This window comes from Azospirillaceae bacterium (genome assembly GCA_028283825.1).
Taxonomy (GTDB): Bacteria; Pseudomonadota; Alphaproteobacteria; order Azospirillales; family Azospirillaceae; genus Nitrospirillum.
The window spans coordinates 216,720-231,161 of the sequence record JAPWJW010000005.1; the positions used below are offsets into that span (position 1 = coordinate 216,720).

Consider the following 14,442-nt stretch of genomic DNA (forward strand, 5'->3'; position numbering starts at 1 on the left):
CGATTCACCATGTCACGTGGATGGGTGCCGGCATCCACCGCTGGAACGCCACGCTGAAGCTCCAGGGGACCTGGTCGACCAGCACGTCCACCGTCTTGCGCTGCACCGTCAGCGCCCAACCGGCCTCCGTCTGGTTCAGGCGTCCCTGGCGCTGCAGGAACGTTTCCCGCAGGCCGGCGGGTGAGGTGCTGCGGATGGCGGGCCAGTTGCCGATGATCGCCTGGGTCAACTGGGCGCACAGCGCCAGCTCCGCCTCGGAGGGCGCGATGGACGGTGCCACCGGCGTGGAGGGCGCCAGGCCGCACAACAGCTTGTTGAGCACCAGGTCGGGTTCAGGGCGGTCGCAGCGTTCATCGACCAGGTGCTGAAGCAGGTGCACGGCCCGCGACGCCGCCTCCAGCCCCTGGATGCGCGGCTTGCCGTCCGGCCCGTCGCTCAACACGTCCAGGCCTTTGAAGAAGTGGGGCAGGAAGGGGGCGACCAGGACCAGGCCGGCATTCCCGGCATACAGGGACTCACCTGTGGGCATCGTTTCCTCCTCATCCGGGCCGAACCGGGTCTTGCCCCGGTTGGGTTCGGCGGGTGTTTGGCGCGACGGCGAAGGTCCGGATGGGGCGGCGGCCCTGTGATCCCGGGTGACCTGCGGCGGCTGAAGCACGGCATAAAGCCCGGCCAGGCCGGCATTACGCGCCAGGAACAGCGCCTGTGCCAGCAGGGGGGCCTGGGCCGCCGGATCCGCGCCGGCCAGGCGCTGGACCAAATCGTTGGCCAGTGACCGCTCGGTCCGGTCTTCCGCCGGGCGGGCCGCCAGGATGTCCAGCAACATCGCCCAGGGCGGGCCGCCGGCCGTGATCCCCGACAGGGCCCCCGGCGGGGTGCTCGCCGTCGGAAAATGGCGGTGGGCGGCGGTCAGCACGCCGGCCGCCTGCCGCAGGAAGGTGGCCAGGGGGCCGGCCAGGATCTCCAGCAGCCGGCCCAGGATCTCGTCCGGCAGGAAGGCGGCCCAGCGTCGCCGCGTGGCGGGATGTGCCAGGCCGGCCATCAGGGCGTGGCGCAGGTCCGCATCGCCCGCGTCCGCCATGCTGGCGATCAGGCGCGCCAGATGGGGAAGGGCCGGATGCGCGTCAGCCCCATCCCCCGTCAGCCAGTCCAGGGCCTGCGCCTTGTCCACCCCGGTCCGGTCCGGGGGCGGCTCGCGGGGGGGCGGGGCGGCGTCCGGGGCCAGCGGCATGGCGCCGGCCGATGACACGTCCATCAGGTTCAACGGCGCGCCCGCCAGGCCGGCGGCGGCGGCGCGCAACAGGATATCGCGCCGCCCCTCCGGTGCCCGATCACGCAACAGAAGGGCCAGGGGCCCGGTGGGATCACGCGCCCAGGGCGCCAGCCGCGCCAGCAGGGCGTCACCCCGCTCCGCCCCCAGCCAGCCCACGGCGCGGGCCAGTCGGGCCAGGCGCTGCCCGGCGTCGGGAACCAGGAACAGCGCGTGCAGCGCCGCCATCGGGCCGTCGGCCAATCCGGGCAGCGCCGCATCCAGCACCGCCGAGGGTTCCAGCCCGGGCGGGACCCACCAGGGGAAGGTCCCATGATCCAGCCAATGGCGCAGCAACGCCGCACGGTCGAACCGGCTGGTGGGGTCGGTGCCGTCCACCGGCGTCAGCGGCGCCTCCCCCCGCAGCAGGGGGGCCAGCGCCTGTTGCCAGGCCGCCGCGTCACCGCCGTCCTCCCGGTCCAGCCAACGCTGCATGGTTTCCGCATGGTCGGGCGCCAGCAGGCGGGCGACCTCGATGGGCAACAGGTAGTTTAACAGGCGCTCCAGACGCACGGTCCAGGCGGCCGGTTCCGCCCGCGCCAGGCGCCGCAGCAGGGTCGCCAGCCCGGTGGGGTCGTGTGCGGCCAGCACCCGCAGGTCGACGCCCGGCAACTGGCCGGTCCGCAGGAAACGGTCGACCAGGGGCAGGGGATCGGCCGGCAACGGACCGTCGCCGGTCTCGGCCAGCAGTTCGCCCAGCACGGCGGGCAGTGACCCGGCCGGCGCCCGGTGGTGCGCCAGCCGGTCCAGGCCACGGCGCAGGGCCGTCAGCAACAGCGCCTGGTCCAACCCGTCATGGGCGGCGATGCCGTGGATCAGGCTGCGCAACAGGCTGCGCCGGTTGAACTGGCTGCCCGGTTCGCGGGCCACATAGGTCAGGGCCAGCGCCCAGGTCAGGCGACGGAACGCCGCCTCGTCCACGGGCAGCAGGGCGTCGGCCCGGTGCAACGCTTGCAGGCCGTCCAGGTAGGACAGCACCAGTTCGGCGTGTTCGGCGTCCAGCAGGCCAAGCAGGCGGCCCAGGGCGTCCGGCGCCAATCCCGCCAGCCGATGCAGTGCGGACCGCTGAGATGCCAGTCGCCGTACCAGGTCGGCCAGGGAACCGGGGGTGGTGGCGGCCAGGTCGTTGACCAGCGTTCCCAATTCCGACAGGCCCTCGCCGGTGCGCAGCGCCGCCTCCAGCCGGGCCAGGGGGGCCGTGCCCGCCATGGCTGCTGGCGCGGGGGGCTGGGCGGCGGTGGTCACCGCCCGTTCCCCCGCCAGTTCCACCATCACCGCGGGGAATGATGCGGACAGCGGCCGGTGCCGCGCGGTTCGCGCCGCCGCCCGTGACAGCAGGTCCAGCAGCGCCTCATAGGGAACGCTGTCGGCGGCGGCCATGCCCTGCAGCAGGCGGCGCATGAAATCACGGCGGTTGAACTGCGACCCTGGATCGCGCCACAGGGCCAGCAGCGTGAGCAGGCGCAACAGCCGATCCAGGCCGGCGTCGGACAGGGCCACCAGCGGCGCGTCGTGATGGGCGGCGGCCAGGTCCGCCAGATAGGCCAGGATCAGATCGGCATGTGCCGGTTCCTGCGCCGCCACCAGCCGGCCGAAGCCCATGGCCGACAACCGGCGCAGCAGCGCCTCCAGCGCCGGCCGGTCGCCGGCGCGGCGGCGCAGGGGAAGAAGAAGGTCATCCAGTCGCCCGGTTTCGGCCGCCGCCGCCACGGCGGTGAAGATGTCCGGTTCGGGCGGTGGGGCCGCGTCGTGGGGTGGGGCGTCCGCCGCCCGCCCGGCCAGCAACTCCTCCAGCACCGCGGGCAGGGATGACCCCAGCGGCCCGTGGCGCCGCCGCCGTTCCAGCCCCCGGCGCAGCAGGTCCATCAGCCGGGACAGGGGTATGCCCTCGCGCTCCACCACGCCGGCCAGCAGATCGGCCAGATAGCTGCGGCGGTTGAATTGCGATCCGGCTTCCCGCACCAGATAGTCCAGGGTCAGCAGCCACAGCAGGCGCCGCAACGCCGATTCCGCCAGCGCCGCCACGGGTTCCTCCCGGTGCAGTACGGCCAGGTCGGCCAGATAGGCCAGGATGGTCGCCGCCGCGTCCGGGGTCATCAGGCGCAGCACGTCGCGCAGCCCATCCTCCCCCGCTTGCAGGACCAGGCGTTCCAGCACCCGCCGTTCCCGTCCCCGGCGCAGCAGCAGGGCGGCCAGGGCCGCCGGCTGTTCCGCCGCCACCCGGCGCAGCAGGGGGGCGGGGGCGTAATCCTCACCCTGCGCCCAGAACGGCAGGGTGCCGCGCGCGAGGTAGCGGTCCAGCGCTTCCAGCCGCGTCTGCTCCGCTGTCAGGCTGCGGGCGTCGTCGTCGGGGGCATGGCGGGCCCTCGCCACCGCTTCCGTCAGCGCCTCCATCAACGCCGTCTCCAGCGTTTGCAGCATGGCCTCCTCCAGCCCCGCCGCCGGCAGCACGCCCAGGTCCAGGTCCAGGCGGTCCAGGTGGACATGGGCCTCGGCCGGCACCACGGCGTCGAAGACGCGCTGCAACAGCGCCGGCACGCGGTCCCGCGCCAAATCCTCCACCCGGCTGCGCAGGGCCACGGCCAGACCCGCGTCCGTCAGGTCGGCCTCCACGCTCAGTCGGCGCAGGTGGTGGCGTTGGGCGGGCATGCGCGGGCGCCTAGTTCAGCTTGTGAATCAATTGGTCGAGATCCAGGCCTTGCAACTGCAGTGTCTGGTGAACCCGCCCATAGGCCTGGGGCTGGGCCAGGGATAGGAACAGGGCCACCCGCAAGGGATCGGCATTTATCAGGGCACGGGCGCTGGCGGGGGCGGCCATCAGATGAATGGTGGTGGCCAGGAATTCCGTCCGATGGTCGCCGCCGTCATAAACCTGTGTCGCGTAGCTGGACTCCTGCGTGTGGGCATGGTGCTGCACAAATTTGTCCACGCCCTGTTCGGCGCCAGGAATCCTGAGCTGCATCCCCAGGAAATCAGCCCCCAGGCTGGTCAAGGGCGCATGGCGACGCAGTCCCAGGCCGACGTCGGGAACCGGCACGTCGGCATCGTAGCCTTCTGCCGTAGGCACGCTGTTGCTGAGATGATTGTACCCGACTTTGCGATAGGTGTTTGAGCTGCTGCGCGCCAGCAGGAAGCTGTGCATGGAACCGAACTCGGTTGGTTCCAGATTGTTTTCAAGGTGATGGCCCATTTCATGGACTAGGGTGTCGGTTGATGATCCCCAGCCGATGCTCAGGCGGCCGGTGTCGGACATATAGGAGATCGGGTCCGATATCTTGCCTTTCCGCACATCAATGGGCGGCAGGGCGGCCGGGCGGCTGACAAGCGCGTTGAATTTGTTTCGCGCGGCCGCGGCGGCCGGTGGATGTCGGGTTGGGCCCGCATTCAAGGCCATGGCCTGGGGATACCCCGTGGGCGGGGCAAGTTGTGTCCCGTTTAGAATGTCTTGGATGAAGGGGTCGGCGTTGACGGCATTCCGGACAGCGGTGATGTTCGCCGGGGCCGTGGCAGGACTATTTACTTGCGGATATCTCCCTCGTGTCGAGTAATCGTGTTCGATTATGTCTTTCATGTCTTGATGTGACACGTGGGCGCTGCCCACATACCTATTCATATTATTTCGCAACGCTGGATCATCTATTTGCGCGACAATTTGGGCCAAATTCGGCACGGGATGGATTTTCTCGGCCTTCTCCAGGGCCCGTTGCCAGATGACTTCTTCGGTTTTTGGTGCTGTGCGCAGACCCGGCTGCTTGGGATGCGGGGTCAACTTGGATTGCGCGTCGGCGCCCAGCGTGCCGCCGAATGCCGAGCCGACGCCGCCCAGGACGGCCGCGCCCACGGGGCCGCCCAACGCCATTCCGGCGGCACCACCGGCAAGGCCCAGGGCACCGGCGCCAAGCCCCGCACCCACGCCCGCCACGCGTGTCGCCGCCGCGCTCAACAAGCCCAAGCCCAGCGCGGCCGGCGCCGCCGCCAGGCCGCCCAGGAACAGGCCGGTGCCGACGGCGCCCCCGACCGCAAGCGACTTCGCCGTTTGCCAGCTGGGCAAGTAGTCCCAGAGCGCCCGCTGAACCGGCGTCAGGGATGTGCTGCCCAGCAGGCCGGCGCGCAGCAGCGTCTCATTATCGTCGTCGCCTTCCTGCCGTTTCATCTGCAGGGCCTGGGCGCCCATGCGGTCCGCCTCGGCCTCCAGGCCCGGGTCGTCGTTCACGGACGTGCCGTTCATTTGCAGGGTGGCGGGGACGCGGCCCTGCATCTGCTGCACGACGTGCCAGGCCTCATGCGGCAGGTGGCGCTCCTGGCCCGGGGCCAGGTGGATGTCGTGGCCCTGGGCCACGGCGTGGGCCTGGAAACGCGCCGGCTCGGCGGAATTATAGCGCACGCGCACGGGGTCCAGCGACATGCCGGACAGGCTTTCGATGCCGGACTTCAGGGTGTCCGGCAGCCCGGTGCGGTTGGGCTGGCGCTGTACCGGGGGGGACAGGCGCCGCGACAGGTCTTCCAGCGCTTCCGCCTGGGGGCGGGCGTTAAGGTCCGTCGCCAATTGAGCCAGCTTGCCGTTTCCCGGGCCGGCGACGTTGCGCGCCGCCTGCGCCGGCGGACCGGGTGGGCGGCGCTTCTGTTCGTAGGCGTGCATGGCGGTCTCCTTGCGGTTGCCGGTCAGCGCGGGAAATTCCGGTTGCTGTCACGCTTCCAGAACTTTTGGCCCGGCTGGCCACGGTTCCGGACCTCCCAATTCCCTTCCACCCCCGCGGTGGCGATACGATTATCCCAGAAGCTTTCATTGCGCTGAGCGGCGGCAAGCCCCTGCTCCGCGTCCAGCAACAGGTTGACCACCTGGTTGAACACGCCATCATCGACCGGTTGGCGCTGGCCGACCGCCTGGCCCATCAGGTGATCGACCTGCGCGTAGATTTGTGAATTGGCATCCAGTTCGCCGGTGGCGGTGAAATTGGGATCGAAATCGGTTCCGAAGTCGTTGCGGGCAGGGTCGTCGGCGCGCTTCGCGCCATCGGGCCCCAGGCTCAGGTTGGATCGCAGGCTCAACAAGGCCGCGCGCCGGTCATTGGGACCGTCGCCGTGCCCTTGAAAGCCGCCAACCCCCTGTTGCCGACGGAACAGGTCGCCGATGAACACCTGCTGGTCGGGTGACAGTAAATTATAGAAACTGTTGATCTTGTCGCGGGATAGGATGTGGTGGATGGTTTCGGTCATGTTCCGGCGGCTCAACTGGTCCAATGCGCTGAGATGCTGGAGGTCCGCCTTCTCGCGCGCCGGCAGGAAATTCGCCAAATCCTCATTGCTCTCGTACTCGTCCACGTCCGCTTCGTCCTCGTGGGCGTAGAACAGGGCGTGTCCCCGCAGGCCCATCACCCGCTCCTGGTCTTGTTCATGTTCCAGCGATGGGGATGCCCACCGTTGAATTACGGCTTTCCGCTGCGCCGGCACCTGCGCCGGCGGGGCCGACAGCTGGCTGGATAGCGCGTTCAGCGCTTGCGCTTGCGGCCGGGCGTTCAGGTCCGCCGCCAATTGGGCGGTGCGCGCGTCCCCGGCGGCGGCCGTCCCGGCATGGGCGCCGTCTTGCCGCGTGGGATGGGGGGCGCGCTGTACGGGGGCATGCTTGAACATGGGTCCGCTCTCCTGCCGTCAATCGGGGAAGGGTTGATCCGCCGGGTCGCCGTCGTATGGCTCTGCCCCGTGCGTTTCCAGGAAATGTTGCAGCCGCCGGCAGGCCTCCGCCCGCCGGCCGGCCGGCCCCCGGCGCAGCGCCGCCAGCCAGTCGTCATAGCGGGCCAGGAAGCGGCGCAGGCGCCGGCGGTCCAGGAACAGGCAGGTTGGCGCCACGTGGGACGGCGTGTTTTCCCGCACCAGGGCGATCACCTGCCGACGCCAGCCCGCGTCGGCGGCCTCTTCCGGGGTGGTGGCGATCACGGCGGTGACGCGGAAGGTGTAACAGGCGCCGTCGTCGCCGGTCAGCACCTCGGGCCCAGCGCAGCAGGGTGTGGTCCACGATGTACAACTGGCGCCGGTGGCCGCCGCCGCCGGCCGCCCGCGCCAGGCGGCCCACGGCCTCAATGGCGGCCGCGGCACCTTGATAATGCCCGATGTGCCACCAGGCGCCGTCGTCCCCCCGGCACACGGCCCGCACCATGCCCTCACCGGGCAGGATGCCGATGCGATAGCGCCCCGGTATGGCCAGGGCCGGCAGCAGGGCGGCGGCCACCCGCTGACCCGCCAGGGGCGATACCGTTGCGGCGCCTTCGGTGGTGTCGGTGGCGATGATGCCGTCCACCGGCAGGAAGTATCGGATCACCACCTCATCCATGTCGGCCGGCAGCCGTTGGCCCAGGGTGGCATGGGTGGGATCGCCGACCGCTTGGGCGCCGTCCGCGCCGCCGTCCGCCGCCGTGGCGTCGGCCACGCCCAGTTCGATCCGGCAGCGCACCTCCATGCCCGGGACGTTGCGCCCCAGCGAGGGGCGGCGATAGTCGGCGCCGCGTCCCCGGTCGCGGGTGGCGCGGACGGTGCGGGCCAGCAATTGTTGCTTGGCGCGCAGCAGGGCGTTTTCCACCTCCGCGCCGGAATCGCAGGTGCAGCCCGGCTGCGGCGGCGCCTCCAGCCGCTCGGCGTACAGCGACAGCAGCAGGTCCACGATGGCCGACTGGCGGCGGACCACCGGATCGTCCGCCGCCGTGATGGCCCGCAGGCCGGCCATATAGTCGGGGCGCAGCAGGGGGGCGACGTCGGGCACGATGGGGGCCAGCGACTGCACGGCGTAGGTGCTGGCGCCGCCGGCGCGGGGGGAGAACAATGTCCGCAGGAAGGAAAGCTGGCTGAAATAATCGGCCATCAATTGATCGAAAGGCATCAGATAGCCCTTCAATTGCCGCGCCTGGGCATGCCTGGCCGCTGTCGCCGTGTCGGACAGGCCATAGCTGTTGATGCCGTAGGTGTTGGGGAACTGCTCCTGCACGGAGGTGTAGGCCGACAGGTCCTGCCGCCGGCCCACGGGCACCGGATATTGCTCGGCATAGTCGGGCCACAGCGGATAGGTCTGGCGCCGCACCGTCCATAGCCCGTCCAGCAGCCGGGCCACCCGGTCCGGGTCCGGCCGGCATTCCACCGTTCCCCGGAACAGGCTGATGGTGAAACGGCCCTCCAGTGCTGTCGCCAGCAGCCACAGCAGGCTGTCCGGCGGCACCGGGATGATGTCGTTGCCGCTGTAGCGGTGGTCGTCACCGTCCACCTCCGCCATCAGGCCGCTGACCGACACCACGCCGTCCGTTCCCGCCATGACGCGCAGCAGGTCATGCATGGCCACGGCCGTGGGCTGCGGCGTCAGCTGGTCGTCGGCGATGAAGCCGCGCAGCATCAGCGGGCCATCGAAGATTTCCGCGGTGGTCAGGCCCGCGGCGACCAGGGTGTCCAGCGAGGTCCGCCTGGGTTCCGGCGCCAGCAGCAGGCCCAGCGCGAACAGCAGGTTGGCCAGCACGGTGTTGACGTCGGCATCTTCATCCAACTGCACCTTGGCGGCCACCCAAATGTCGATCAGGGTCAGCACGCGGGCCTGGTGCACGTCCTCGCACAGGCCGCGATGGGCGGTATAGGCGGCCAGCACGCGCTCGCGCACCTCATCCGGCAGGGGGCCGTCGGACCGGCAGCAGGGGTCCTGGTTGGGCACCAGGATGGCGATGTCGTACAGGCCGTTGACCCCGCCCGCGTCGGCGGGGGGGCAGGGCTTGAACCAGACGTTGCCCACGCCCGGAACGCGGTCCAGCACCAGCCGGCGCAGGTCGTCGATGGTCACGGGGTTGACCGGCATGATGGCGCGGGCGGGGTACAGGCCGCCGGCCCCCAGCGCCATGCGGCCGGTGGCCGGGTCGGCCATCAGGTCGGGCACGGGCAGGCCGGCCCGGTACGACAACTCCGTCAGGGCGTAGCAGAGCTGTTCCAGGATGGTGACGCCGGGGTCGGAGAAATTGTAGTCAGTCCAGACCGTGCCCGCCATCTGCTGGACCAGCCTGATGCCCTCCTCCCGCAGCCAGACGTAGCTGAAAGGCGGGTCCTGCGGCGGCGTCGCCGGGATGGTGGGGGACTGGGCGCTCAAGACGGGGCCCCCGTTGCCGGCGCCGGCAGGGCCAGCGGGGTAGCCGGACGCCGCGCGGCGGAGGCCTCACCCGACAGCAGGTGCCGCGCGGCGGATGTCAGATAGCAGGGACCGCTGTCGGGCGACGGGTCATATGCCAGGTCCAGGTCCAGAACCGCCAGCACGTAAGGGCGGTGCCGGATGAATTCCATGATCGCCAGTTCGCTGTAATAGTCCGCCGGCCTCGGCCCCAGGCCCGTGGGCGGCCAGGGCGACAGCCAGGCGATCAGGTCGCGGTTCAGGCGGTCGGTCCAGGCGGCCACGGTGTCGGTGTCGCGGAAACTGACGGAGGCGCGGACCGTGACGCGGACATAGGGCGGGTTTGCCACGTCCAGGGTGATGAAGGGGCTGGCGCGGTCGCGCAGCATGGCGCCCACCTCGGCCAGTTGCACGGGATCGGCGCGGGGCACGGTGGTGTCGGTGATGTTGGGCGTCTGCGGGCCGGGAACCACCACCACCCGAATTTCGCCCGGCTTCGGGTCGCCCAGGGTGTCGCCGGCGGGGATCACGGCGGCCTGCCACAGGGCGGGAAACTCCGCCAGCACAAGGTTGGCGTAGTCCCAGCCCTGGATGGCGCGATCCTTGTGGCGCAACCGCTCGGCCATCCACATCTGGAAGGCCGCCCCTTGCGCCCTGGGCCGTCCCCCGAAGGATGGCAGGGGCTGGTCGATGGTGGCGATGGTGTCCAGCGTGGGGGCGCTGGCCGTGATGGTGCCCGCCGGCAGGGGCGTGCCCAGTGTCTCGGCCCCGCCCGGTCCCACCCATGCCGCCGTCAGCGCGTTGGTCGCCAGGCCGGCCAGCAGGGGGAAGCGGTCGGCGCCTTCGGTCACCGACACGCGCAGCCAGGACAGGCCATCGGCGCCGCCAGGCTGGGGCCACAGCTTCAGCGTCACGATGCCGGCGTTCTGCAGTTCATTGGTGCCGTCGCCCTGCAGATGGTCCGGTGCCGTCAGGGGGGCCCAGGCGCCGTCCAGGTCCTGGGACCAGGTGACGGGTGGGGGATCGCTGCTCCATCCCGCGTCGCCGGCCGTCATCTGCAACAGCAGGGTCAGTGCCGGCGGTGCGCCGGTCAGGCCGATCATCAACGCCCCCTCCACCGGCTGCGGCGCCAACAGGGGCACGGTCCCCCCCAGGGGCCAGGGCACCGCCCGCACCTGGTTCAGGGGCAGCAGGTGATAGAAGGTGTCACCCCCGCCCGGGACGCGCCCAGGCAGGTAGGACCGGGCGTCGTAATCCAGTGCCACGGACGTGGCGGTCGGCAGCCAGGGGGTGTTGGGATAGGTCTTGGTGGGCTGGCCGCCCGTGCAATCCGCCATGCACTGTTGCAGGCAGGTGCCTTGAAGCACGGTCAGCGCCGCTTTGGCGGCCAACAGGGCGGCTTCCATCTGCGGCCGGGCGCTGCCGGGGCCCACGTCCCCCAAGGCCGCCCAGGTGGCGTTGACCTTGGCGGCGGCGTCCAGCCCCGCCTGGGCGACATCCAGGCTGGATCCGCCGGCGGCGGCCAGTTTGGGGCGGTTGTTCCTGACCCAGTCGGCCAGGTTGCGGGTGATGTCGGCGGGTTCCGGTCCCGAGGCGCGCACCAGGCTGCTCAGGCGCGACAGAAGCCCGCCCCCCTCCGCCAGGGGGGCGGACAGGGCGTCCTGCAAACTCAGCCGCAGGCGGGAGGTTTCGACGTCGGAAAGGGCCGGGGCCGCCTTGTCCACCGCGTCGTTCACGATCTTCAGCACCGCGCCGTTCAGGCGCTGCAACGCGGTTTTCCAGGCGGCGTCCACGGTTTCCCGATACTTGCCGTCCGGCGTTTCCGCGTTGGCGTGCAGTGCTGGGTCCAGGGCGGGCGCAACCGCGGCCAATTCCCCTTCCTGTGCGCATTTCAGCGCGCAGATTTCGGCGCAGGCTGCGGCCACCGGCGCTTCTTGCAGGGCGGCGGCCATGACATTGCGGGCGTACAGCGTGTCGCCGAAGGCGTAGGGCGGTTCGCTCAGCGTCACGCGCAGGGCGCTGGCGGCCGGGTTGTAATAGTCGGGGGGGCCCTGCTGAAGCAGCTGCAAATCCCTGAAATCGGTCAGCGGCAGGATCTTCTCCTGGTTGACCGGCGTGGGATCATCCTTGGCGGTGCGGAACAGGTAATAGGGCTCAACCGTCGTCAGCGGCGGGAGCGGCAGCGTCCAGAAGCCCGGTTCCACCACCGCCAGGACGACCTGGAAACACGTGTTGGTGAACAGCGGTTGCGGGGGGCTGTTGCCGTCCAGATCGACGACATAGCCCTGGTAGTAACCGTCGAAGCCGGTCTTCGTCTGCGGCAGGTCGTACCAGTTGATCGACAGCGACAGCTTGTCCAGCGTCTTCACGAACAGTTCGGGTGCCGTGATGTCCAGGCTGCCACCCTGCGTCGGGGGGGAGCCCAGCAGGGCGAAGGGCTGGCTGGGGTCCATGGGGCCGTTGGGCCCCGTCAGCGTGAGGTTGGCGAATCCGCTCACCGACACCTCGGTGGTCATGGCGCTGAGCGCCAGTTCCGATAGCACGGCATAGGGATAGACCCAGACCGTCGTGCCGTTGTCGCCGGCCACGGCCACGCGGTCGGTGATCAGGCTGGCCATGATCACGGGCCGGTCGGCGGTCGGGATGGCGCTGCCCTCCGCCGGGGGCGTGGCGCCATCGGCGGGCGGCGTGGTGTCCAGTGCGACCAGGCCGTCGGCCGTCTCCGGCAGGGTGAAGGACAGGAGGAAGGTCTGATCCGCCGAGGTGGCCGGCGGGGTGGGTTGAACCGGCAAGCTGACGGTGTAGGTCGGGATCGTGACCCATCCGCCGGCGGCAGAGTATCGCAGGATGAAACCTTTCCCTAGGATCCACGCGAGCACCGTGGCCGGATCCGTGCAGTCCAACGCCTGGCCGATGGTCTGCAGGTGGCCGTCGATGCCGGCCAGGCTGGCGGCGGTGACGGTCAGCCGCAAGGTGATGGTGCGCGTTCCGCCGGTCAGCATCAGCGTGTGGCTGGACAGGGCGAAGCCCAGGCTGGCCGGCGCCGACGCCAGCACGCCGGCGTTGCCGGCCGTGTCATCGCCGAATGGCGGGAAAGGGGTGGCGATCTGGGGCGGCTTGTCGGCCAGGGTCACCGTGCCGGTCAGCACCTGGGCCGGGGCGTCGTCCCCCTCCTTGCCGGCGATCAGGGGGGCTTGCGTCACCCTCAGCGTGCGCAGTGCGGCCACCGCCGACGGATATACCGCCAGTGATCGCTCGGCCGCGTAGGCGATGTCCTGGCCGGCGGCGTCGGTACCGGCGGGGAAAAGCGTGTCCTTGGGCACCGACGCCTGGTCCACGCCGTCCACCGGGGTGAATGTCAGGTACACCTGGTCGGGCAGGGGGGCGCGGCTGTCCTGCCGCAGGATCGTGTAATAGTAATAGTCGACCAGCCGCCGGGCGAAGCCGTTGATGACGGTCTGCGGCTGGCAGAACAGCGTGGCGAAGGTGATGTAAAGGGCGGACTGGGGGGCGTGCCCCTCCTGCCGCATGGACGCGTCCAGCGCGTCGCGCGCCTGGGCGCACAGCCGCTGCAGGGCGGCCAGCAGCGTTGCCGCCACATCCCCGATCAGGGCGATGATCCGGTCGATCCAGCCCCGGTCGCGGCCGCCGAAACCCGCGCCGCCTTCGGCCGCCGCCCGGGCCAGGCCCCAGTGCGGTGTCAAGCCGGCCAGATCCAGTCGCAGCCCCTGTTCCGGTGGGGAACTGGCGGTAAGCGTGGCCAGGCGCCGCAGGTTCTGGCCCAACGGCCCCTGGATTTCGCGGCGGATGGCCTTCACCAGGCCCGCGCCGGCCCCGCCGTCCGACTGCGCGCCGTTGTCCAGCAGACGGACCATGCGCAGGATGGCGGCCAGCAGCAGGCGCAACAGGTGCCGGCGCGCCTCCAGCCCTTCCGCTGCCTTCAGGTCGCGCAACAGCCGCTGCAGGTCCGCGCCGATGGCGGGCAGGTCCAGGCCGGCCAGCAGCGCCAGGGCGATGGTGGGATCGGTTGCGAAAAAGGCCGACCAGTCACCGTCCCGGGTGTTGGTCAGGTCATAGAAATTGATCAGCGTGCCGTATTCGGCGGCGAAGGCCAGCAACTGGGCCAGGCTGCGGCCATCCACGGGCACCCGTTCAGGCGCCGGCGCATCCAGCTGGCGGTCCAGTTGGCTCAGGGCGTCATTCAGCACCATGGGGCCGGGATCGGTGTGCATGGCTGGGCGATGCTCAAGGCGGGGCGGGCGGCAGCGTCGCCTCTTGCAGGTAGAAAGGATAGACCAGGTTGCTGCGGACGTTGGTCATGCGGACGGTGAAGTCGATCTCGATGTTCAGCCGCCCCTCCAGGGGCCGCAGCTCATAGACCGTGATCTCGTTGACGTCGATGCGGGGTTCCCAATCCAGGATGGCCTTGGCGATCAGGTCCCGTATCTCATTGGCCTTGGTCGTGGTCAGCGCGGTGAACACCATGCGCCACAAGTTGGTGCCGTATGTCGCCAGCATGATGCGTTCGCCCAGGGTGGTGGAGAACAGGATCCACAGGCTTTCCCGGATGTCCGCCACGTCGCTGGACATGACGATGGTGTTGCCGGCGCGGCTGAAGGTGGGCGGGAAGCTCCAGCCCGTGCCCAGGAAGGATGAGGAGGAACCGCTGTCCTGGCCCATGGCCCCTAGCCCCCGATCATGACGGTGGGCCAGCCCAGCACGATGCTGCCGCCGTGCGCGGTGGTGTCGCCCATGCGGGCCGCCGGCATGCCCTGGACCATCACCGTGGCCGATCCCTTGATGATGCTGTCGGGCGGCCCGACGCACACCAGCATGTCGCCCACCTTGGCCGCGGGCAAGCCGCCGATCAGCACGGTGGGTGCGCCCGGGCCCACGATCGGGCCCCCCACATGGGGGATGGGCGGCAGGCCGGGCGTCACCATGGGGCAGGTGTGCATGTCGGTCAGTCGGGCGGCGGGCGGCATGGGGGGCATCCTCCGGCGGG

8 protein-coding genes are annotated in these 14,442 nt (G+C 70.4%); all 8 read right to left on the bottom strand.

All coding sequences use genetic code 11. The annotated features are described in order from the left end of the window. Nucleotides 1–4: 4 nt before the first annotated feature. From PW843_27720 to PW843_27755, 8 genes are read right to left on the bottom strand one after another with little or no spacing between them, the layout of a single operon-like run. Nucleotides 5–3,958 (bottom strand): contractile injection system tape measure protein, encoded by a 3,954-nt coding sequence (locus PW843_27720; GenBank protein MDE1150354.1) that lies wholly within the window; start codon nucleotides 3,956–3,958, stop codon nucleotides 5–7. Nucleotides 3,959–3,968: 10 nt separating this feature from the next. After that, nucleotides 3,969–5,948: a DUF4157 domain-containing protein gene (locus PW843_27725; GenBank protein MDE1150355.1), complete on the bottom strand. Its 1,980-nt coding sequence runs from the start codon at nucleotides 5,946–5,948 to the stop codon at nucleotides 3,969–3,971. Between the two features lie 23 nt (nucleotides 5,949–5,971). Further along, entirely contained in the window at nucleotides 5,972–6,940 is a 969-nt protein-coding gene (locus PW843_27730; GenBank protein MDE1150356.1) for a hypothetical protein, read from the bottom strand. 18 nt (nucleotides 6,941–6,958) lie between these two features. Continuing rightward, on the bottom strand, nucleotides 6,959–7,156 hold the full coding sequence (locus PW843_27735; protein MDE1150357.1) for a hypothetical protein: 198 nt from the start codon (nucleotides 7,154–7,156) through the stop codon (nucleotides 6,959–6,961). Next, a complete protein-coding gene (locus PW843_27740; protein MDE1150358.1) occupies nucleotides 7,095–9,419 on the bottom strand; it encodes a hypothetical protein in 2,325 nt (774 codons plus the stop codon). The genes PW843_27735 and PW843_27740 overlap by 62 nt, the downstream gene beginning before the upstream one ends. Next, nucleotides 9,416–13,669 carry a hypothetical protein gene (locus PW843_27745; GenBank protein MDE1150359.1) on the bottom strand — a complete coding sequence of 1,418 codons (4,254 nt, stop codon included), beginning with the start codon at nucleotides 13,667–13,669 and terminating at the stop codon, nucleotides 9,416–9,418. Before PW843_27745 ends, PW843_27740 begins: the two co-directional genes overlap by 4 nt. A gap of 13 nt (nucleotides 13,670–13,682) precedes the next feature. Then, nucleotides 13,683–14,117, bottom strand: a complete 435-nt coding sequence (locus tag PW843_27750; protein MDE1150360.1) for a GPW/gp25 family protein — start codon at nucleotides 14,115–14,117, stop codon at nucleotides 13,683–13,685. A gap of 5 nt (nucleotides 14,118–14,122) precedes the next feature. Next, nucleotides 14,123–14,422 carry a PAAR domain-containing protein gene (locus PW843_27755; GenBank protein MDE1150361.1) on the bottom strand — a complete coding sequence of 100 codons (300 nt, stop codon included), beginning with the start codon at nucleotides 14,420–14,422 and terminating at the stop codon, nucleotides 14,123–14,125. Nucleotides 14,423–14,442 lie beyond the last annotated feature (20 nt).

Excerpts from the sequence above, each read along its gene's own strand:
- PW843_27720 (MDE1150354.1), bottom strand. The coding sequence starts at position 3,958 with ATGCCCGCCCAACGCCACCACCTGCGCCGACTGAGCGTGGAGGCCGAC.
- PW843_27725 (MDE1150355.1), bottom strand. The coding sequence starts at position 5,948 with ATGCACGCCTACGAACAGAAGCGCCGCCCACCCGGTCCGCCGGCGCAG.
- PW843_27730 (MDE1150356.1), bottom strand. The coding sequence starts at position 6,940 with ATGTTCAAGCATGCCCCCGTACAGCGCGCCCCCCATCCCACGCGGCAA.
- PW843_27745 (MDE1150359.1), bottom strand. The coding sequence starts at position 13,669 with ATGCACACCGATCCCGGCCCCATGGTGCTGAATGACGCCCTGAGCCAA.
- PW843_27750 (MDE1150360.1), bottom strand. The coding sequence starts at position 14,117 with ATGGGCCAGGACAGCGGTTCCTCCTCATCCTTCCTGGGCACGGGCTGG.
- PW843_27755 (MDE1150361.1), bottom strand. The coding sequence starts at position 14,422 with ATGCCGCCCGCCGCCCGACTGACCGACATGCACACCTGCCCCATGGTG.